We start from the raw sequence: 18,852 nt of genomic DNA on the forward strand, positions 1-18,852 counted from the left end.
CACGCTGTTGAGTTCTCAAGGAACGGACGCTTCCTTCGGACCGCCTTCCAGCGGACCCTCCGGGCTTCGTTCTTTCGTGTTTCCAGCTTATCAGACACTTTCCGCTCCGTTTTCCGGAGTTTCATTCATCCGATTCGCTTTCGCCTTTCGGCGCTCCCGAACTCTATCAGAGCTTTTCGGTCCGTTTTCCCCGGTCATTCTCGAATTCAGATTCGAGCTCGTTCCGAGGGGCCGTCCCGTGGGGCAACTCGGAGAACACTACTCCCCTCCGGGTCGGAGGCCAAATACTCAGACCGCCGGGCTCGGCCGGGTGACCCGCTCGGCGACCGCAACCGTGGCGCGTCGCGGCAGGAGCGGGGACGGCTTCCGCGAGCGGGCCTTCGCCGTCGCCCGCGCGTACGTCGACTTCGCCGCCGACCACGGCGCACTACTGGAGCTGGCCTTCGCCCGCAAGCACGACCCCGCCGTGACGGACGGACTGGAGCTCGCCTGGCAGCCGCTGAAGGACGACCTCCGCGCGCTCATCTCCCTCGGCCAGACCCAGGGGCTGATCCGGGCCGGCGACGCCGACCGGATCGGCGCCATCCTCTTCACCGCCGTCCACGGCGTGGCCGCCCAGACCGCGAGCGGTCGGCTCTCCGGCCCGGCCCTGGACGAGGTCTTCGACGACCTGCTCACCCACCTGCTCCGCGGCCTGGCGCCGGGCGCCGACGACGAACCGCTGGCCGAGCCCGCCGCCCCGACCTGCTGACCGCCGCCCAGCGGCTGCCACCCCGCCAAAGAGCGGCCGGCCCGCCGAAAGGCAGCCGACCGCACCCGACCTGCGCCGGGTGCGGTCGGGCCGGGTCGTCTCCTACTTGAACAGGCGGTCGCCGCTGGTGGCCATACGGTGGGTGCCGCTGTGGCGGTTCACCCAGTCCCGGACCAGGTTGACGGCGTTGGCGCACTGCCAGCTGTTGTCGTACTCCCGCACGCCGGTGAAGGCGCCGTAGCCGGCGATGATGCCGTCCACCTGCGCGTCGCCCAGCAGCTTGTCGACGTACCAGGGGTCGTTGTAGGTGGTCGTCCAGGAGAGGGTGGCCGCGAGTCGTCCGGCGGCCCGGTCGGCGGCTCCCTTCTTCAGTTCCGCGCAGGTGTTGTAGGTGGCCTCCGTGCAGTTGCCGAAGCCCTTGGTGATGTCGCTGTCGCCGTAGTCCATCGCCCGGCGGCCGGCCGGGAATCCGGTGCCGGACTTGGCGAAGGCGCTCTGCACCTGATCCCGGGTGCCGGTCGTGGTGATGCCCTCCAGCGGGCCGAGCCTGCCCTCCAGGCTCTTCCAGCCCCGGCCGCCGACGTCCGGGGTGCTGCCGCCGTGGTACTCGTAGAAGCCGTAGAGCACCTGGATGCCGGCGGCCGTCAGCCGCTGGGCCTTGTCGCGCAGTCCGGCGACGCTGCAGGTGCGGTTGGGCTCCTCGCCGCAGTAGTTGGGGTCCTTGATGTCCAGCCAGACCAGCGACAGCCGGCGTCCCGCGTTGGCGTTGGAGACGATGCGGTCGAGCATGCTGTCGAAGCTGGGGCCGAGCCGGTTCTCGCCGGCCGAGGAACAGTCGTGGTAGGCGCGCCACTCGTTCGGGTTCCACCAGGCGCAGACGTCGATCTCGATGGCGTTGGCGCCGTGGTTGATCGCGGCGTCCACGCCGTCCAGGGTGTCGACCCGGTGCGCGATGGCGTAGATCGGGTGACGCTGGTCGGCGGCGGCCGCCGCCGCCGGGGTGGTGCCGAGCGCGGTGGCACCGAGGATCCCGCACAGTGCCGCCGCCAGTGCCGGGAGGGTTCGCGAGCGGGCGCCGTGCCTGGGGTGAGTGGTCAAGGGGAACACTCCTTCTTGTTGGCGTACTGACAAGACGATCCCACCAACTGCGCCTCGGCGTACGGCAAACGGGCCATGAACGACATCCGGGGGACTCGGCCGGGGACACCGGAACGGTCGTCCGCCAGACCTGCTGGGCGTGGTGGCTCTGCACCGAGCCGGCCAGGTTCGCCTCCAGGCCGCGGGCGTGGCACAGCTCCACCCCGGCGCGTCCGCGTGCTCGGCGAGGTCGAACGCCCCCGGCGTGGACGGCGCGCACGGGTCGTACTCCCGCAGGCCCACCAGGGCGCGCCGCACCTGCGGCAGCGTCTTGCGGGCGTCCCACAGGTCGAGGTCCTGGGCGAACAGTACGGACATCACCCGGGTGTGCGACAACTGCTCGCTCCGGCGCGGCGTCGCCGTGATCTCGCCGAGCACCTCGGCCAGTTCACCGGTCCGCATGCCGTCCAGGCCGACCGTGACGATCCCGCAGGGATGGACCCGGGTGCCCGTCGCCAGGGCGACTCCGAGGGCGGCCTGCGCCGCCTTGCCGACCTGCTCGTACGCCGGCTTGGGCAGGGCCCGGCCGTCCGCCCGCCCGCGCCCGGAAGCGGCGGGCGGGCCCCGAGTCAGCGCCTCGGGCCGACAGCGGCGTACAGCGCGCCGCCGGTCACCAGCAGCACCACCGCGGTCCAGGTGGACGCCTCCGTGCCGGGGGGAAAGGTCATCCAACCGAAGGCCTTCCCCACGGTGGTGGGCGGCAGCGGCGGGACGAGGACGGCGAACGCCAGCCAGCCGGTCGGCAGGACCCAGGCCAGGTGCGCCCCGCAGAGCACCGCCCCGAGCGCGGCCAGGCCGACCAGGCCCGCGCTGTCCCGGACGACGACCTCGGTGGGGACGAACGTCGGACCCACCGCCTGAACCGCCAGCAGCGCCGCACCGGCGACCGCGCCGATCAGCACCGTGTGCGCGGCCCGGCGGGGCGCCCACCGGATCGCGGCGGTCCGGTCCAGTGCGAGGTCCTGCCCGCCGAGCCCGACGGAACCCGCCGCCACGCCCGCGGTGAGCACGTAGAACGCGGTCGGGTCCATCGCATCCGTCGCGCCCGTACCGTAGCCCCGGGTGAGGGCCCACACCGCCAGCGCGACGAGCACGACCGCGGCGGCCGAGGCGGGCACCTGCCGTGAACGCGCGTACAGCATCAGCCACCTCATCACGACACACCCCCCACCGGCACCTCGCGCAGCCTTGCCGTGCAGGAGAGGGCGGCGGTGCGCAGCTCGGCGATCCGCGAGCGCTGCTCGGCGGGCGCCAGCCCCTTCAGCTCCTGCCAGAGGGCGTCGGCGTCCGCCCATGCCCTGCGCGAGAACACGTCGGTGGCCTGCTCCACCATCGGTCGGAGGGCGGGGTCACCGAGGGCCCAGCTCACGACGACGCTCTGGAGGGCGACGTCGTCCTGTGACCCGCCCTCCCGGGAGGTGCGGGCGTGGCAGCTCGGTGCCAGTCCCTGGGCGACCAGCGCGCGGGTCAGGTCGTTGCCGGTCGCGTCGATGAACAGCTGATCGTCGAAGTCGACCAGCACCGCGTCGGCGGGGAGCGAGCGGGGATCGCCGAGCGCGCGCAGCGCGGTGTCCTCCCGTACCGAGGTCGGCGCCTTGTCGCCCAGGGACTCGTGCAGCACGCGCAGCGCCTCCCGGCCGCGCGGCGCGAGCTCGGCCAGGTGCGAGCGGCTGGCCTGGGTCACGCACACCGGTCCGTCGCACACCATGGCCGCGGCGGCCTTGTCGACGACGTAGCTGTCGCGCGCGGCGGCCGGCAGGACCAGCAGGGCCACGGCGGCGCCGGCCAGGGCGGGGGTCGCCGCGAGCAGCCGGGCCCGGCGGGTGGCGGCCGCCAGCAGCGCGAGGCCGGTGGCGAGCAGGCCGAGCAGCCAGACCGTCTGGCCGAGGTGGACGGAGTCGGAGAGGGTCAGCAGCATCTGCCGCGGGTCCGCGGTCACCGGGGACAGCAGGCCGATCCGGTTCGACGTCCTGCTCTCCGGCACCTCCCCTTCGATCCGTATGCGCAGCATGCCCGTCACCGCGAGGCAGGCCACCACCAGGGCGGGCGGGGTGAGGACGGAGGGCAGCGTCCGCGCGACGCCCATGGCGAACACGGCGGCCGCGACGAGGCCCAGGACCGCCACCAGCGAGATCGGCAGCCAGCCGAGGCCCATGTAGGTGGTCGGGCCGAACGCCACCTGCGCTCCGCCCACGACGACGAGGAGGCCGAAGCCCACCGCCAGCGCGAGCGCGATCGCACCCGCCGGCAGCGCCGCACGGCGCCAGGCCGGCAGCGGCGTGGTCGTCAGCAGTTCGGTCATCCGCGAGCGGGGTTCACGCAGCCCGTACACCGCCCCGATGCCGACCACGAGCGGCAGCCAGAAGGCCAGCAGGGAACGGGTCCACATGGCCATGGTGGTCCACTGGGCCGTCCACCCCGCGGTGCCCCTCGACCAGATTCCGTCGTACAGGAGGAAGACCGCCAGGCTGCCGCCCAGGACGACGGCTCCGGCCCACGGGGCGGCCGAGCGCTTCAGCTCGGTTCGCAGTACACGTCGGTTCACCAGGCGCTCCCCTGCTGTCCGGAGGTGCGGAGCAGCGCCGAGTAGCCGCGCTCCAGGGGGCTGTCGCCGGGGTGCTCGGTGCTGCCCGCGGCGGCCAGTTCGTCCGGCGTGCCCTGGAAGACGAGGCGGCCGTCGGCGAACAGGACCACGTCGGAGCAGGCCGCCGCGACATCCTCGACGAGGTGGGTGGAGACGACCACGCAGGTGTCACGGCCCAGGTCGTGCAGCAGCTCGCGGAAGCGCAGCCGCTGTGCCGGGTCGAGGCCGGCCGTGGGCTCGTCCAGCAGCAGCACCGTCGGGGAGTTGACGATGGCCTGGGCGATGCCGGCCCGCCGCACCATGCCGCCGGACAGGGTCTTCATCCGGTGGTCGGCGCGGTCGGCCAGGCCCACCCGTTCCACGGCGCGCTGGACGGCCTCGGGGACGTCCTTCTTCGGGACCTCCTTCAACCAGGCCATGTACTCGACGAACTCGCGCACCGTGAAGCGCTTGTAGTAGCCGAAGTCCTGCGGGAGGTAGCCGATGCGGCGGCGCAGGGCCCGGTGGTCGCCCGCCTTGCCCAGGGAGGTGCCGAGCATCTCCAGTTCGCCCTCGGTGGGGCGCAGCACCGTGGCCAGGGTCCGGATCAGGGTGGTCTTCCCCGCCCCGTTGGGCCCCAGGAGGCCGTGGGCGCCGATGCCCAGGGAGAGGTCGAGGCCGTCGACGGCCATCGTGTTCCGTCCGACGCGGACCTTCAGGCCGTCGGCCCGGATCTCCCAGGCGTAGGTCTTCGGCGCGGTGTCGGCCGCGCTCGTCACGGGTGTCATGCGGTGGTCCCTTTCGATGGTGGACATTCGAGGGTGGACATGGGTTTCACAGCGTCGAGTACGCGTCCCTGCGGGCGATCACGGCGCCGGCGCCGAGCGCGAGGAGCAGCCCCCACAGGGGCAACCGGTCCGGTTGCAGGGCCAGTTGAAGGACGGAGGGGACGCGACCGGTGAGCGACGCGGGGGCCAGGACGACGGCGCCCCACGCGAGCGCCAGCCCGACGGAGGCGCGGGTCACCCCGACCACGCTGCCCAGTGCCAGGGCGGCGGAGGTGAAGGCCAGGGAGGGCAGCAGCCACTGCGCGGCCGTCATGGTCCCGGTCAGCCATCCCCCCAGCAGCAGCGGGGGCAGGACCACCACGAGGACCGCGGTGGTGCGCCTGAGCAGCAGCGGCAGGCCGGCCCTGGCGGTCGAGGCGGTCAGTTCGTGTGCCGGGTCCAGGCCGCTGGACCACGACGCGGCGACGCCGCACAGCGGCAGCACCGGCGCGATCAGCGACACGAGTGAGGAGCCGCCGAAGCGCTCCGACGGCGCGACCGCGTCCAGCAGCAGCGCCACCAGGGTGACGACGGCGGTCATGGCCAGCCACGGGGTCATCACCGGCGTCAGCCAGGACGACACCCATCCCGGCCGGTACCGCCGCGGGGCCACTGTGACCGCCGCGTCCAAGTGCGGTTCCAGACCGGCCCGGACGGTGTCGACGAGCGCGGCGATGCCGGGCACCCCGGTGGCCACGGAGGCCGCCAGCCGGCTCCGGCACGGCGCGCAGGTCTCCAGGTGGGCCTCCAGTGCCCAGACCGTGTCCGCCGCGATCGTCGTGGCGCCACGTGCGTAGTCGTCGATCAACTGCCTGGACGCGTGTTCCGTACTCATGCGAGCGCCTCCCGCATCGCGATCCGGGCCCGACGGGCACGGGTCTTGACCGTGCCTTCGGGCAGTCTGAGCAGGACGGCGGTCTCCCGGACGGAGAGCCCGTCGAGCACCGTGGCCTGCAGTACCTCGCGGAGTTCCGGCGCCAGCCGTCTCAGGGCGTCGCCGACGTCGCCGCCGACGGTCCCGGCGAGCGCCTCCTCCTCCGCCGCGGGCACCACCGCCCGCTCGGCCGCGGCGACCGGCGGTTCGGCGTGGTGGGCGCGGCGCCGGAACGCGTCGACGAGGCGGCGTGCCGCGATCGTCCACAGCCACCCGACGGCCGTCCCGCCGACCGCGCTCCCGGCGAACGCGCCGGCCGCGCGCCACACCGCGAGATAGGTCTCCTGCATGACTTCGGCGACGATCTGCTCGTCCGCGCAGCGGCGGCGCAGCCGCACCGCCAGCCATGGCGACGTACGCCGGTACAGCTCGTCGAACGCCCCGCGGTCTCCCCTGGCCACCAGCCGGAGGAGGCGCTCCTCGTCCACCTCGTCCAGTGCTCTCCTGCGTGATCTCACACCAGCCAGACGCGAGATCCGGCGCCCGGGTTCTGGATCCGGCGTGACCTGCGCCACATTCCGCGCCCGGGCCGTCGGCTCCGGCTGATCGGTCGGTCAGCCGGAGGGCGGGACCGGCGCCCGCGCCGCCGGTAAGGTGGTGGATCGTGGCCAGTCGTAAAACGTCGATCATGGAAGCAGCGGCGCGGGTGATCGCGCGGCGCGGGGTGCGCGGACTGCGGGTGGAGGAGCTCGCGGCCGAGGCGGGTGTGTCCACCGCGCTGATCTACTACCACTTCAAGGACCGTACGGGGATCCTCCGGCAGACGCTGGAGTTCATCAACGACCGGGCGGAGCGGTACACGACCGAACGCGCCGAGGACGCCCCGCCGCTGACGCCCCGCGAGGAGCTGGAGCAGACGCTGCTGCTGGAGCTCCAGGACACCCCGGAGGTGCGGGAGAACAGCACCGCCTGGGGCGAGCTGCGGGCGAGCGCGGTGTTCGACGAGACGCTGCGCGAGGACCTGGCGCGGGCCACCCGGATCTGGGTGCAGGAGGTCGCGGAACTGCTCGGCGACGTGCGGCCGATGGCCTCGGCGGTCGCGCTGGCCGGCGCGGCGGAGCGGCTGACCGCGCTGCTGGAGGGGCTGAGTACGCGCTGGCTCAGCGGCAGCCTGCCGCTGGCGCACGCCCGCACCCTGCTGACCGAGGCGATCGAGGTCGAGGTGGCCCGGCTCGGGTCCTGAGCCGTACGGACCGCGCAGGGCTTGTCACGCTGCGCGGGGAGCCCGTCAAGGATGCGTTATGGCGCGCCCACGGGTTTGACTGAACTTTCAGTCAGTGCGAGCCTGAAGCCGCAGGAAGGGTGCTGCCGCCGGCCCGTCCCCGTGGTGCGCCACCGCGTCGCGGCGCGAAGAGTGGGATCCGGCGGCCCTCGGCGCCCTTCCCGGCACCGTCGCACGATCTGGAGACCCTCATGACCCACTACCCCGACGACCGCTCCACCGGGCCGTACCCCTGGGTGCCGGCGGACGACGTCCCGCACGCGCGGACCTGGATGTCCTGGCCCTCCCGCAGGGGCGTGTGGGGACTGCGCCTGGGCGGCGTCCAGGAGGACATCGCCCTGATCGCCCGCACGATCGCCGAGTTCGAGCCGGTGGTGATGTGCGCCCCCGACGACTGGACCGCCGGCAAGGCCCGGTCCCGGTGCGGCTCCGGGGTGGAGGTGATCACCGCCATCCCCACCGACGACCTGTGGATGCGCGACACCGCGCCGGTGTTCCGCCGGGACGGGTACGGCGGCCTGGACGCGGTGATCCTCAACTTCAACGGCTGGGGCAACAAGCAGGTGCACCACGACGACGCCCGGGTCGCCGAGCGCCTCGCCGCCCGCCGCGGCCTGCGCCACACCTACGCGGACTTCGTCGGCGAGGGCGGCGCGATCGAGACCGACGGCGACGGCACGGTGATGGCCACCGAGAGCAGCCTGGTCAACAAGAACCGCAACCGCGGCATGAGCCGGGCCGAGATCGAGGAGTCCGTCCTGGAGGCCTACGGCGCGGACACCATGATCTGGCTGCCGGGCATCAGGGGCGAGGACATCACCGACGACCACGTGGACGTGACCTCCCGGTTCGTCCGCCCCGGCGTGGTGATGGTGCAGCTGCCGCCGGCGGACCGCAACGACTCCTGGGCGCGGGACGCCCGCGAGCAGTTCGCGATCCTCTCCGCCGCCACCGACGCCCGGGGCCGCCGCCTGCAGGTCGTCCCGGTGCACGGCCCGGACACCGTCCGCTCCCGCAGCTCCACGTTCGTCGACTCCTACCTCAACTTCGTCCTCGTCAACGGGGGCGTCATCACCGCCGAGTTCGGCGACGCGTACAAGGACGCCGCCGCCCGGGAGACGCTCGCCGCGGCCTTCCCCGGCCGCGAGGTGGTGCAGATCGACGTCGACCGCCTGATGGCCGGCGGCGGCGGCATCCACTGCTCGACCATGCACGAACCGCTGCCGTAGCCACCGGGCGGCCTGCGTCGCAGCCGCAGCCTCCGTACCGCACGTCCTGTCCACCGCACCGACCACCACAGCCGGAGTGCCCGTATGTCCCCTGCCCTGTCCCGCCGTACCCTGATGCGCCGCCTCGCCGGTGTCGGCGCCGGCGTCGGCGCCCTCACCCTCGGCCTCACCGCCTGCGACCCCAACGGCATCGAGGACGGCGCCACCCTGCCGCCCCCGCAGCCCGGCGGCACCCCCGGTGTGCGCCGCTTCGGCGCCGAGTGGGAGAAGCACCTGCGCACCGTGATGTCCTGGCCGGCCTCCGAGAACATCTGGGGCGAGCAGCTGCCGGACGTCCGCCGGGACGTCGCCGGCCTGGCCCAGGCCATCGCGGCGCGCGAACCGGTCGTGCTGATGGCCCGCCCCGAGCAGCAGGACGCCGCCCGGAAGGCCTGCGGCTCGGCCGTCGAGGTGGTGCCGATCGCCGTCGACGACCTGTGGGCCCGGGACACCCTGCCGGTGTTCGTCGAGGAGGGCGGCACGGTCAAGGGCGTCGACTTCAACTTCAACGGGTGGGGCGGCAAGCAGCAGCGCGGCAACGACGCCAAGGTCGCCCGGACGGTGCTGGCCAAGTACGGCGTGGAGCGGGTCGAGACCCGGCTGGTCGCCGAGGGCGGCTCCTTCGAGACCGACGGCCAGGGCACCCTGATGGTGACCGAGAGCTCCGTCGTCAACGACAACCGCAACCCGGGCATGACCCGGGACCAGGTCGAGGCCGAGCTGAAGCGGGTCCTCGGCGTGAGCACGGTGATCTGGCTGGCGGGCGTCAAGGGCAAGGACATCACCGACGCCCACGTCGACTGCCTGACCCGCTTCGCCGCCCCCGGCGTCGTCCTGCTCGACCAGGCCTTCCCCGGCACCCCGCCGGACGTCTGGTCCCGCTCGGCCGACCAGGCCCGCGCCGTCTTCAAGGACGCCACCGACGCGACGGGCCGCAAGCTCCAGGTGGTGGAGCTCCAGCAGCCGGACCCGGACAGGATCACCGGGCGCGGTGACGCCTTCGTCTCCTCGTACATGAACTTCTACATCGGCACGAAGGGCGTCTACCTGCCGAAGTTCGGCGATGCCAGGGCCGACGACCGGGCCCAGCAGATCATGAAGCAGTACTTCCCTGGCCGGGAGATCGTGCCGGTCACGATCGACGCGATCGCGGCCGGCGGCGGTGGCATCCACTGCGCCACCCACGACATCCCCGCCCTGGGCTGAGCGGGCGCCGGGCCGGCTCCCCGGGTCGGCCGGAGGGTCGGCCCGGCCCCACCGCCTCACGCCGCGGGCTGCTGCTGGGTGACGCAGTGGATCCCGCCGCCGCCCACGCCCAGGCTGTCGATGTTCAGCTGTTCGACGGTGCGGCCGGGGAACATCCGGGCGAGGGCGGCCCGGGCGGCACTGTCGGCCTTGGTGTCGCCGAACTGCGCCGCGATCACCGCGTTGTTGCACAGGTAGTAGTTGGCGTAGGAGCCGACGAAGTTGGGGTCGGTCGAGCGGATCAGGTTGTAGTCGGGCCCCTGGATCTGGCTGACCCCGAACGGAGTTCCCTGGGCGCTGGTGGAGGTGGTCAGGATCCGGTACTGCTGCCGTGCGTCGTTCGACCAGGCGTCGGTGTCGCTCGCCAGCGGCATCTGGACCGCGGCCGTCCCCGCGCCGAGGAAGCGGGAGGTGGCGTCCACGTGGTCGTCGGTGATGTCCTGGCCGGCGACACCGTTGAACCAGATCACCTTGGTGGCGCCGTAGGCGGCGCACATCGCGCTCTCGACCGCGGCCTGGGACATGCCGGGGTTGCGGTTGGCGTTGAGGATGCTGCTCCGGGTGGCCATCAGCGTCCCGGCCGCGTCGGTCTCGATGGCGCCGCCCTCGGCGACCAGCCCGGCGGCGGTGAACGGCAGGCCGAGGTAGGCGGCGACGCCCCGGGCGACCAGGGCGTCGTTGCCGTGCGGGTTCTGGTGGTTGCCCCAGCCGTTGAAGTTGAGGCCGATCGTGTCCAGGCCGCCCGCGCCGTCGGTGCGGAAGACCGGGCCGGTGTCGCGCATCCAGCAGTCGTCGACCGGGACGTCCCCGATGACGGTGACGGTCGAGCCGCACATCGACCGTGCCTTGGCCACACCGGCCGGGTTGGCGCACATGGTGACCGGCTCGTACTTCGCGATGGTTCTGGCGATGAGGGCGATGTTCGACTGGACACCGCCGAGCTTGTTGCGCCAGATGGTGCTGCTGTCCGGCCAGGCCATCCAGGTGCGGGTGTGCCGGACGGTGTCCAGCGGCACCCGGAAGCCCGCGGCGAGGCCGGCGTCGGCGGCGGCACCCGCGGCGGTGCGGCGGTGCGCCGCCTGGGCCGGCCCACCGGTCGCGGCGGTCAGCGCGGTGCCGGCGACGACGATCCCGGCGGCCGTCAGGAACCGGCGGCGGTCGAGCCCCTCCGCGGCCGTCGTCCCGGTTCTGGAGCGGTCGTCCATCACTGCCTCCATGTCAACGTCCGCTGCTTGTGCAGCAGTTGACCGAAAAGGTAAAACTGGCCAAGCGCTCGGTCAATACTTTGCGCAGCCATCGTTCCCGATGCGCCCCGGCGGCACTCCCCCGGTCGTTACAGTGACGGCCATGGCGACACAGGCGACAGGCACGGCCGCACGAACGGCCTCCGCGGCGGGCGGCCCCGGCCGGACCCGCGCTTCCGCCAAGGGCGAGCAGACCCGGGCCCGGCTGATCGCGGCGGCCCGCACCCTGCTCGCGGGCGACGGCGCCGGGCGGTTCACCACCCGCAACGTGGCCGCGCTGTGCGGGGTCTCGCACGGGATGTGCCACTACCACTTCGCGGACCGCACCGACCTGATCGTCGCGGTCGTGGCGGACATCCGGCCCGAGTGGATCACGCCGCTGGAGGAGGCGGTCGCCGGCCCCGGCGGCTACGCCGAGCGCTCCGAGCGGGTCCTGACGCTGCTCACCCGGCCCGAGAGCCCCGACCTGGCCCGACTGCACGCCGCCCTGCACTGGCTCGCCCTCAACGACGAACGCGTCCGCGCGAGCCTGGAGGCCGAGTACGCGCGCTGGCGGGCCTCCTTCGTGGGCCTGTTCCGCTGCCTGCTGGAGGAACGCGGCGACCGCGGCGACCCGGTCCCGCTCGGGGAGGCCTTCGCCGCCGCCGTGGACGGGCTCGCCGCCATCGGGTCGCTGGACGGGACGGTGGACGCCGAGCGGGTGCTGCGGACCCTGCTGGAATCGCTGTCGTCCGCCCCCCGGCCGTCCGGCGCCTGACGGTCCGCGGAGGGACCGTACGCCGCCCGGACCCGCGTCACCCGACCGTCCGCAGCCCGACCGTCCGGAGCCCGATCCGCGCCGCCCGACCCTCCGGAGCCCGACCGGTCACGGGGTGGAGCCGGGCGCCACGGGCTGCTGCTGGGTGGCGCAGTGGATGCCCCCGCCGCCCGAGGCGATGTGGTTGATGCCGACCTGGGTGACCTTGCGGCCCGGGTGGAGGTCGCCGAGGACGCCGGCCGCCCGGTCGTCGGTGGCCTGGTCCCCGAAGCGCGGGACGATGACGCCGCCGTTGCAGACGTAGTAGTTGATGTACGTGGCCAGGAAGTCCTTGCCCGCGCCCGGGATCCGGGCGGTGTCGGGCTCGGGGAGGTCGACCACCTTGAGCGTGCGGCCCTGGGCGTCCGTCTCCGTCTGCAGCACCTGCAGCGCCTGCGCGGAGGCGGTGGTCCAGACGTCCGGCGGGGCGTCGGCGGCGGGACGGTGCAGGACCACGGTGCCCGGCTCGGCGAAGCGGGCGAGGGCGTCGACGTGGCAGTCGGTGATGTCCTGCCCGGCGACGCCCTGGAACCAGATCACCTTCTCGACGCCGAGCAGGTCCTTGAGGCTCGCCTCGATCTGGTCGCGGGACTTGCCGGGGTTGCGGTTGCCGTTGACCCAGGAGCTCTCGGTGGCCATCAGCGTCCCCTCGCCGTCCACCTCGATGCCGCCGCCCTCGCCGGTGATCGGCGCCTGGATGCGGGTGATGCGGTAGTGGTCGAGGAGGTAGCGGGCGACCAGGCTGTCATTGGCGTGGGTCTGCTTGTCGCCCCAGCCGTTGAAGTTGAAGTCGACCCCGGCCAGCCCCTGCGGGCCGGTGACGAAGGTCGGGCCGGTGTCCCGGGCCCACAGGTCGTCGACCTTCAGTTCGAGCACCTCGACCGAGGATCCGACGGCCTGCCGGGCCTGGGCCGCCTGGTCGGGGCGGGCCAGCAGGACGACCGGTTCGAAGCCGGCGATCGCCTGGGCCAGCCCCGCGATGTCCTGCCGGACCCCGGGCAGCTGGTCGCCCCACACCTCCTCCAGCGCCGGCCAGGCCATGAAGGTGCGGGTGTGCGGGCCGGACTCGGCCGGCATGGCCCACCCCCCGGCCGCCGGGCTCGTGGACGGGGCCGCGCCCGAAGCCGTACCGCTCCTGTCGGACTGCTCCTCCGATCCGCCGTCGGAGGAGCAGCCACCGGCCAGGGCCAGCGCGGCGAGCGCGGCCCCGGACCGCAGGAGTGAGCGGCGGGACGGCCGGGGGTGCGCCATGGGGCCTCGTTCGGGTTGGTGTCGGGGTTCGGCTCCGCACGCTACTGACCGGAAGGTCAGATTCCGGCGCGGCACGCACCCGCCGTTCGGGGGAATCCGCTCACGGCCCCTCGGCGGCCGCCTCCCGCTCGCGGCGCAGCCGGTGCTCGGTGCGGATGCCGGACCAGGCGGTGCAGGCCAGGCCGGCGGCGATGACGCCCTCGGCCCAGAAGAACGCCACGTAGTCGATCAGTGATCCGCTCGGCGGCGACCCGGGGGCCGGACCTGCACGGTCGTCCTTCCTGCGGCGGTGGCGCCGGGCCGGCAGGTTCGCTGCCGCCCGGCGTCGCCCGCCGGTGTTGCTCGGTCACCCCGGCCCGGCGGGTCCCACCACCTGCCGGGCCGGGGCCGTCCTACAAGGCGCGGCGCGCGGCGGCGATCCGGTCGGGATCCCAGCCGGGCCGGGGGACGGACTCCAGCAGCAGCCGGGTGTAGGCGTGCTGCGGGGAGTCCAGGACGTGGGCGGTGGGGCCGGATTCGACGATCCGTCCGTGGCGCATGACGACGACCTCGTCGGTCACGCAGCGGACGACGCCGAGGTCGTGGGTGATGAACAGGTAGCCGATGCCGGTCTGTTCGCGGATGTCGGCGAGCAGGTTCAGCACCTGCGCCTGCACGGACACGTCCAGGGCGGCGACCGCCTCGTCCAGCACCAGGACGGCCGGCTGGACGGCCAGCGCCCGGGCGATGGCGACGCGTTGGCGCTGGCCGCCGGAGAGCTGCCGGGGCAGCGCGTCGGCCGCCCGGGTGCCGAGGCCGACCTGGTCGAGGAGCTCCCGGATCCGGGCCTCGTGGTCGGTGCCGGGGAAGTGCAGCCGCAGGGTCTCGCGGAGCACGGCCTCGACGCTGGTGCGCGGGTCCAGGGAGAGGTACGGGTCCTGGAAGACCATCTGGACCTCGCGGGCGCGGGCCAGCCGCTCGGCCCTCCCCCGCACCCGGCCGCCGCGGGCCCGGCCCCGGACGGCGACCCGCCCCTCGTCGGCCTGTTCGAGGCCGACGACGATCCGGGCGGTGGTGGTCTTGCCGGAGCCCGACTCGCCCACGATGCCGAGCGATCCGCCGGCGGCGAGGGTGAAGGAGACGTCGTCCACCGCCCGTACGGTGCCGAAGGTCCGGCACAGTCCGGTGACCTCCAGTACGGCCTCAGGCATCGGCACGGCTCCCTTCGAGCGGGTGGTGGCAGGCGACCGGGTGCGCCACCGGGGTCTCCTCGCGGCACCGGGAGGTCGCGTACCGGCACCGCTCGGCGAACGCGCATCCGGTCAACTCCTGGCGCAGGTCCGGCGGTTGGCCGTCGATCGCGGCGAGGCGGCGACGGTCGGACTCCAGCCCCGGGGTGGAGGCCAGCAGCGCGGCGGTGTAGGGGTGGCGGGGCCTCTCGAAGAGCGTTCCGGCGGGGCCCGTCTCGGCGATCCGCCCGGCGTACATGACGTAGACGCGGTCGCTGATGGCGGCGGCGAGGCCGAGGTCGTGGGTGACGAACAGCAGGCCCGTTCCGAAGCGTCGGCGCAGTTCCCCGAGGAGCGCGATGACCTCGGCCTGGCTGGTGACGTCGAGCGCGGTGGTGGGCTCGTCGGCGAGCAGCAGGACCGGGTCGCCCATCAGCGCGGCGGCGATCATGACGCGTTGGAGCATGCCGCCGGACAGCTGCCCGGGGTGGCGGTGCAGCAGTTCCGGGCCGAGGCCGACGGCGTCGAGCAGTTCGGCGGCGCGCCGGTCGGCGTCCTCCCGGCCCACGGCGCCGGTGAGGCGGACGCTCTCGGTGAGGAAGTCGCCGACGCGGCGCAGCGGGTTGATGGCCGCCCGGGGGTCCTGGAAGATCATGGCGGCCCGGCCGGTGCGCAGGGCGCGCAGCCGGTCGGGGCCCATGGTCAGGACGTCCTCCCCGTCGACCAGGACGCTGCCCTCGGCGGTGGCGCCGGGCGGCAGCAGGCCGAGGGCGCTGCGGGAGGTGAGGCTCTTGCCGGAGCCGGACTCGCCGACCAGGGCGACGGTCTCCCCCGGGCCCACGGTGAGGTCGACGCCGTCGAGGACGGGTCGGGCGGTGCCGGGCAGGCGGAGCCGCAGGCCCCGGACGTCGAGGGCGTTCACGCGCTGCTCCGGTTCGTGACTGCTGCGGTTCATGGGGTCCTCCGGGCGACGCGGTCGGCCCAGCGCTCGCCGACGACGTTGAAGGCGACGACGGTGAGCACGATGAGGACGCACGGCAGGATCGCGGAGAGCGGGTAGCCGTGCTGGATCGCGGTCTGGCCGTCGAAGACCATCCGCCCCCAGTCGGGGGTGAGCGCGGGGACGCCGAGCCCGAGGAAGGAGAGGCCCGCGAGGTCCATCAGGGCGTAGCCGAAGTTGATCGTGGACTGGGCGAGGACGATCGGGGCGATGTTGGGCAGGACGTGCCGCAGGCAGATCTGCAGGGTGGAGTGGCCCTGGACCTGGTAGGCGCAGACGTAGGGGCGGGACCGTTCGGCGAGGACGAGCGAGCGGGTGAGCCGGGAGACGTACGGCAGGTAGGCGACCGCCAGGGCGACGACGGGGGCGAGCAGGCCCTCCCCGTACACCGAGACGATCAGGATGGCGAGCAGCATGCCGGGGAAGGCGAAGACGAGTTCGGTGCTGCGGGAGAGGACGGAGTCGAGCCAGCCGCCCCGCCAGCCCGCGGCCAGGCCGACGGCCACGCCCGCGACGGTGGAGAAGGCGACCACGCCGAGCGGGCCGAGCAGGGAGGTGCGGGCTCCGAGCAGGAGCCGGGAGAGGGTGTCGCGGCCGGCGGTGTCGACGCCGAGCAGGTGGTCGGGCGAGGGGCCGGCCAGGGCGTTGCCGAGGTCGACGGCGTTGGGGTCGTCCGGTGCGATCCAGGGGGCGAGCAGGGCGGCGAGCACCACCAGGGCGACGATGCCCAGGCAGGCCAGGTGGAGCGGGGCGCGGGCGGCCTTGAGGCGGCCGAGACCGGGCCGGCGGGCGAGGGCGACACTCATGCGTCGGACCTCCTCGTGCCGAGGGCGACCCGGGGGTCGACCAGCGGGTGGAGCAGGTCGACGACCAGGTTCACGGTCATGAACAGGGCGACGACGAGCAGGGAGATGGCCTGGACGGTCGGGAAGTCCTTGGTGGTGGTGGACAGTTCGAGGAGCTGGCCGATGCCGCCGACGCTGAAGGCCGACTCCACCAGGATCGTGCAGACCAGCAGGGTGGAGACGATCAGGCCGCCGGTGGTCAGCACGGTGCCCAGCGAGTTGCGGAACACGTGGCGGCGGATCACCTCGCGTTCGGGCACGCCCCGGCTGCGGGCGACGGTGACGTGCTCGCCCTCCAGGGCGTCCAGCATCGCCGAACGGGTGACCCGGGCGAGCATCCCGATCAGGTACAGCGCGAGGGCGACCGCGGGCAGGGTGAGATGCCACAGCAGGTCGGCGAGGCCGTCGCCGGTGCCGCTGGTGGGGAACCAGCCCAGCTTGACCGCGAACAGGCCCTGCAGCAGGACGGCCGCGACGAAGGAGGGGGTGCCGACGGCGAGCGTGGTGGAGAGCAGGATCGCCGAGTCGGTCGCGCCGCCGCGCACCGCGCCGGTCCAGCCGAGCGCCAGGCCGATGACGACGACCACCAGCAGGGCCATGGCCACCAGTGTCAGGGTCGCCGGCAGTCGGTCGGCGAGCAGCGTGGAGACGTCGGTGCGGTAGGTGATGGAGCGCCCGAAGTCCCCCTGCAGCACCTGGCCGAGCCAGCGGAAGTACCGGACCAGGAACGGGTCGTCGAGGTGGTACTGGTCGTTGATCGCCTGCAGGGCGGCCGGCGAGGCCGACCGGCCCGACAGGAGGAAACTCGCCGGGTTGCCCGGCGCCAGGTACATCGCGCCGAAGACCACGAAGGAGGCGCCGAGCAGGGTCGCGGCCATCTCCGCCAGTCGCCGGGCGGCGAATCTCAGGAAGTTCACCGGGCGGCCCCCACGTCGGCGGCCCACGGGTAGTACATGTACGCGATGGTGGTGGGGGCGCCGGTGATGCGCTTGTTGAGGAAGACGGCGGTCGGCCACTCGGCGACCGGGATCCAGAGCAGCTGCTGGGAGGCGGTCTGCTGGAGCTTCGCCTCGATCGCGCCGCGCCCGGCCGGGTCGTACTCGGCGGTCGCCTGGTCGACGAGGTCGTCATAGGCCTCGTCGCTGTACCCGGCGAAGTTCTGGTAGGCGCCGGTCCGGAAGTTGACGAGCAGGTCGAGCGGGTCGGTGATGGAGTCGTAGTACGTCTCCGGGAACAGGTCGATGCCCTCGCGCGCCTTGGGGTCGGTGAACAGCGCGGTGAAGGCGTTCGGGGCGATCGTCCTCAGCTGCACGTCCAGCCCGATCCTCGCCCCGGCGGCCTGGACGGCGGTGGCGAGCAGGGAGACGTCCTGGCCGATGGTGCTGGTGGCCATGACGATCGTCCGGCCGCTCGCGCCGGCCTCCTTGACCAGGGCCTTGGCCTTGTCGATGTCCTGCGCCGTGGGGGTGAGACCGTCGAAGGCCGTCCTGCGGACGTCGTCGGGGGCCGCGCCCCAGGCCGCCCTGGTGGTGAGGGAGCCGGTGACGGTGCCGGCGCCGGAGAGGCCGGCCTTGACGAAGCCGGAGCGGTCGAGGGCCAGCGACAGGGCCTGGCGGACGCGCAGGTCGCCGAGCGGACCGTGCATGCTGGTGACGTTGACGTTGACGGTGCTCAGGCCCTCGCCGAAGTAGAGCGTGCCCGGGCCGTCCTTCCTCAACCGGTCGTAGCTCTCGGTGGGGATCAGGTAGCCGCCGTCGACGTCCCCGGTGAGCATCGCGTTGGTGCGGGCGGACGCGTCGGTGAGGAAGCTGAAGACGACCTTCCCGGCCTTGGCCCTCGTGCCCCAGTAGCCGTCGAAGCGCTGGAGTTCGATCGACTGGCCCTTGGCCCAACCGCCCAGCTTGAAGGGGCCGGTGCAGTCGAGGCCGCCGCTGGTGCCGTAGTCCTTGCCGGCCGCCTCCACCCCGGCCTTGGCGGCGACCACGCCGGCGGCCGTCGCCATGTACTGGGGGAACTGGGAGTCGGGCTGCTTGAGCTTGACGGTGACCTGGAGCGGGCCGGTCGCGGTGACGGAGTCGACGTTCTGGAACACCTGCGCCCAGGCGGAGGCGTTGTCCGGGTTGGTCTGCCGGCCGAGGCTGTACACGACGTCGTCGGCGGTCATCACCGTGCCGTCGTGGAAGTGCACGCCGGCCCGCAGGTCGTAGACCCAGGTGGTCGGGTCGGGGCTGGACGCCTTCTCGGCCAGGCCGGGGGCCAGGGTGAGCTGGGGCGTCCAGCGCATCAGGCTCTCGCAGACGTTGGCGAGCACGGTGTTCTGCGGGTAGTCGAAGGCCTGGACGTAGTCCAGGGTGGGCGGTTCGGCGTAGGTGGCCCAGGTGAAGGAGTCGAGCTCGCCCGTGGCCGGCGGGGTGTCGGCGGAGAGCTGTACGGCCGACCCGCCGGCGCCGCGGGGCGGGCCGGAGCAGGCGGCGACCAGGGCCGCGGCCGAGAGCAGGGCGGTGGCGAGGACGAGTCGCCGCCGGGCCGCGGTGCGTCTCGCGGGCGCGGTGGGAGTCATG

Annotated in this window: 19 protein-coding genes; 5 read left to right on the top strand and 14 right to left on the bottom strand. The window is 73.4% G+C overall.

The features are described 5' to 3' along the window. Positions 1 to 310 precede the first annotated feature (310 nt). Positions 311 to 751, top strand: coding sequence for a TetR-like C-terminal domain-containing protein (locus ACZ6EM_RS36530; RefSeq protein ID WP_465774300.1), 441 nt, complete (start codon positions 311 to 313; stop codon positions 749 to 751). A gap of 102 nt (positions 752 to 853) precedes the next feature. Here the strand turns inward: ACZ6EM_RS36530 and ACZ6EM_RS36535 are convergent, their stop codons facing one another. From ACZ6EM_RS36535 to ACZ6EM_RS36560, 6 genes are all read right to left on the bottom strand, one after another. After that, entirely contained in the window at positions 854 to 1,849 is a 996-nt protein-coding gene (locus ACZ6EM_RS36535) for a PI-PLC domain-containing protein (protein ID WP_465774301.1), read from the bottom strand. A 608-nt stretch (positions 1,850 to 2,457) separates the two neighbouring features. Next, the gene (locus ACZ6EM_RS36540; RefSeq protein WP_401052750.1) at positions 2,458 to 3,042 is read right to left on the bottom strand and encodes a hypothetical protein; all 585 of its coding nucleotides are present in this window, start codon (positions 3,040 to 3,042) and stop codon (positions 2,458 to 2,460) included. Next, entirely contained in the window at positions 3,042 to 4,433 is a 1,392-nt protein-coding gene (locus tag ACZ6EM_RS36545) for a hypothetical protein (RefSeq protein WP_465774302.1), read from the bottom strand. Before ACZ6EM_RS36545 ends, ACZ6EM_RS36540 begins: the two co-directional genes overlap by 1 nt. After that, positions 4,430 to 5,239, bottom strand: coding sequence for an ABC transporter ATP-binding protein (locus ACZ6EM_RS36550; protein WP_452179991.1), 810 nt, complete (start codon positions 5,237 to 5,239; stop codon positions 4,430 to 4,432). Before ACZ6EM_RS36550 ends, ACZ6EM_RS36545 begins: the two co-directional genes overlap by 4 nt. A 46-nt stretch (positions 5,240 to 5,285) precedes the next feature. After that, entirely contained in the window at positions 5,286 to 6,113 is an 828-nt protein-coding gene (locus tag ACZ6EM_RS36555) for a zf-HC2 domain-containing protein (RefSeq protein ID WP_465774303.1), read from the bottom strand. Beyond that, positions 6,110 to 6,613: an RNA polymerase sigma factor gene (locus tag ACZ6EM_RS36560; RefSeq protein WP_097234875.1), complete on the bottom strand. Its 504-nt coding sequence runs from the start codon at positions 6,611 to 6,613 to the stop codon at positions 6,110 to 6,112. The genes ACZ6EM_RS36555 and ACZ6EM_RS36560 overlap by 4 nt, the downstream gene beginning before the upstream one ends. A gap of 203 nt (positions 6,614 to 6,816) precedes the next feature. On the opposite strand from ACZ6EM_RS36560, the gene ACZ6EM_RS36565 reads away from it, so the two are divergent. The 3 genes from ACZ6EM_RS36565 (at position 6,817) to ACZ6EM_RS36575 (ending at position 9,908) form a co-directional block, all read left to right on the top strand. Continuing rightward, complete coding sequence (locus tag ACZ6EM_RS36565; RefSeq protein ID WP_359898998.1) at positions 6,817 to 7,395, top strand: TetR/AcrR family transcriptional regulator; 579 nt, start codon at positions 6,817 to 6,819, stop codon at positions 7,393 to 7,395. A 230-nt stretch (positions 7,396 to 7,625) separates the two neighbouring features. Beyond that, positions 7,626 to 8,663, top strand: a complete 1,038-nt coding sequence (locus ACZ6EM_RS36570; protein WP_401049405.1) for an agmatine deiminase family protein — start codon at positions 7,626 to 7,628, stop codon at positions 8,661 to 8,663. An 84-nt stretch (positions 8,664 to 8,747) separates the two neighbouring features. Further along, positions 8,748 to 9,908 carry an agmatine deiminase family protein gene (locus ACZ6EM_RS36575; protein ID WP_401049406.1) on the top strand — a complete coding sequence of 387 codons (1,161 nt, stop codon included), beginning with the start codon at positions 8,748 to 8,750 and terminating at the stop codon, positions 9,906 to 9,908. Positions 9,909 to 9,964: 56 nt separating this feature from the next. Here the strand turns inward: ACZ6EM_RS36575 and ACZ6EM_RS36580 are convergent, their stop codons facing one another. Continuing rightward, the gene (locus ACZ6EM_RS36580; protein WP_465774304.1) at positions 9,965 to 11,152 is read right to left on the bottom strand and encodes an agmatine deiminase family protein; all 1,188 of its coding nucleotides are present in this window, start codon (positions 11,150 to 11,152) and stop codon (positions 9,965 to 9,967) included. Between the two features lie 142 nt (positions 11,153 to 11,294). Between ACZ6EM_RS36580 and ACZ6EM_RS36585 the strand changes: the two genes are divergently transcribed. Further along, positions 11,295 to 11,948: a TetR/AcrR family transcriptional regulator gene (locus ACZ6EM_RS36585; protein WP_465774305.1), complete on the top strand. Its 654-nt coding sequence runs from the start codon at positions 11,295 to 11,297 to the stop codon at positions 11,946 to 11,948. A 108-nt stretch (positions 11,949 to 12,056) separates the two neighbouring features. On the opposite strand, the gene ACZ6EM_RS36590 is transcribed toward ACZ6EM_RS36585, so the two are convergent. The 7 genes from ACZ6EM_RS36590 to ACZ6EM_RS36620 form a co-directional block, all read right to left on the bottom strand. After that, positions 12,057 to 13,238: an agmatine deiminase family protein gene (locus ACZ6EM_RS36590; protein WP_452179995.1), complete on the bottom strand. Its 1,182-nt coding sequence runs from the start codon at positions 13,236 to 13,238 to the stop codon at positions 12,057 to 12,059. Between the two features lie 100 nt (positions 13,239 to 13,338). Further along, the gene (locus ACZ6EM_RS36595) at positions 13,339 to 13,545 is read right to left on the bottom strand and encodes a DUF4436 family protein (RefSeq protein ID WP_465774327.1); all 207 of its coding nucleotides are present in this window, start codon (positions 13,543 to 13,545) and stop codon (positions 13,339 to 13,341) included. Positions 13,546 to 13,630: 85 nt separating this feature from the next. Further along, complete coding sequence (locus ACZ6EM_RS36600; RefSeq protein WP_452179996.1) at positions 13,631 to 14,428, bottom strand: ABC transporter ATP-binding protein; 798 nt, start codon at positions 14,426 to 14,428, stop codon at positions 13,631 to 13,633. After that, positions 14,421 to 15,401: an ABC transporter ATP-binding protein gene (locus ACZ6EM_RS36605; protein WP_465774306.1), complete on the bottom strand. Its 981-nt coding sequence runs from the start codon at positions 15,399 to 15,401 to the stop codon at positions 14,421 to 14,423. The genes ACZ6EM_RS36600 and ACZ6EM_RS36605 overlap by 8 nt, the downstream gene beginning before the upstream one ends. Next, entirely contained in the window at positions 15,398 to 16,252 is an 855-nt protein-coding gene (locus ACZ6EM_RS36610; RefSeq protein WP_380550792.1) for an ABC transporter permease, read from the bottom strand. The genes ACZ6EM_RS36605 and ACZ6EM_RS36610 overlap by 4 nt, the downstream gene beginning before the upstream one ends. Further along, positions 16,249 to 17,208, bottom strand: coding sequence for an ABC transporter permease (locus ACZ6EM_RS36615; protein ID WP_465774307.1), 960 nt, complete (start codon positions 17,206 to 17,208; stop codon positions 16,249 to 16,251). The genes ACZ6EM_RS36610 and ACZ6EM_RS36615 overlap by 4 nt, the downstream gene beginning before the upstream one ends. After that, positions 17,205 to 18,851, bottom strand: a complete 1,647-nt coding sequence (locus tag ACZ6EM_RS36620; RefSeq protein ID WP_465774309.1) for an ABC transporter substrate-binding protein — start codon at positions 18,849 to 18,851, stop codon at positions 17,205 to 17,207. The genes ACZ6EM_RS36615 and ACZ6EM_RS36620 overlap by 4 nt, the downstream gene beginning before the upstream one ends. Between the last annotated feature and the right edge of the window lies 1 nt (position 18,852).

The organism is Kitasatospora sp. NPDC041917 (assembly GCF_055589745.1).

Excerpts from the sequence above, each read along its gene's own strand:
- ACZ6EM_RS36540 (WP_401052750.1), bottom strand. The coding sequence starts at position 3,042 with ATGAGGTGGCTGATGCTGTACGCGCGTTCACGGCAGGTGCCCGCCTCG.
- ACZ6EM_RS36550 (WP_452179991.1), bottom strand. The coding sequence starts at position 5,239 with ATGACACCCGTGACGAGCGCGGCCGACACCGCGCCGAAGACCTACGCC.
- ACZ6EM_RS36555 (WP_465774303.1), bottom strand. The coding sequence starts at position 6,113 with ATGAGTACGGAACACGCGTCCAGGCAGTTGATCGACGACTACGCACGT.
- ACZ6EM_RS36570 (WP_401049405.1), top strand. The coding sequence starts at position 7,626 with ATGACCCACTACCCCGACGACCGCTCCACCGGGCCGTACCCCTGGGTG.
- ACZ6EM_RS36575 (WP_401049406.1), top strand. The coding sequence starts at position 8,748 with ATGTCCCCTGCCCTGTCCCGCCGTACCCTGATGCGCCGCCTCGCCGGT.
- ACZ6EM_RS36580 (WP_465774304.1), bottom strand. The coding sequence starts at position 11,152 with ATGGACGACCGCTCCAGAACCGGGACGACGGCCGCGGAGGGGCTCGAC.
- ACZ6EM_RS36585 (WP_465774305.1), top strand. The coding sequence starts at position 11,295 with ATGGCGACACAGGCGACAGGCACGGCCGCACGAACGGCCTCCGCGGCG.
- ACZ6EM_RS36590 (WP_452179995.1), bottom strand. The coding sequence starts at position 13,238 with ATGGCGCACCCCCGGCCGTCCCGCCGCTCACTCCTGCGGTCCGGGGCC.
- ACZ6EM_RS36600 (WP_452179996.1), bottom strand. The coding sequence starts at position 14,428 with ATGCCTGAGGCCGTACTGGAGGTCACCGGACTGTGCCGGACCTTCGGC.
- ACZ6EM_RS36605 (WP_465774306.1), bottom strand. The coding sequence starts at position 15,401 with ATGAACCGCAGCAGTCACGAACCGGAGCAGCGCGTGAACGCCCTCGAC.
- ACZ6EM_RS36610 (WP_380550792.1), bottom strand. The coding sequence starts at position 16,252 with ATGAGTGTCGCCCTCGCCCGCCGGCCCGGTCTCGGCCGCCTCAAGGCC.
- ACZ6EM_RS36620 (WP_465774309.1), bottom strand. The coding sequence starts at position 18,851 with ATGACTCCCACCGCGCCCGCGAGACGCACCGCGGCCCGGCGGCGACTC.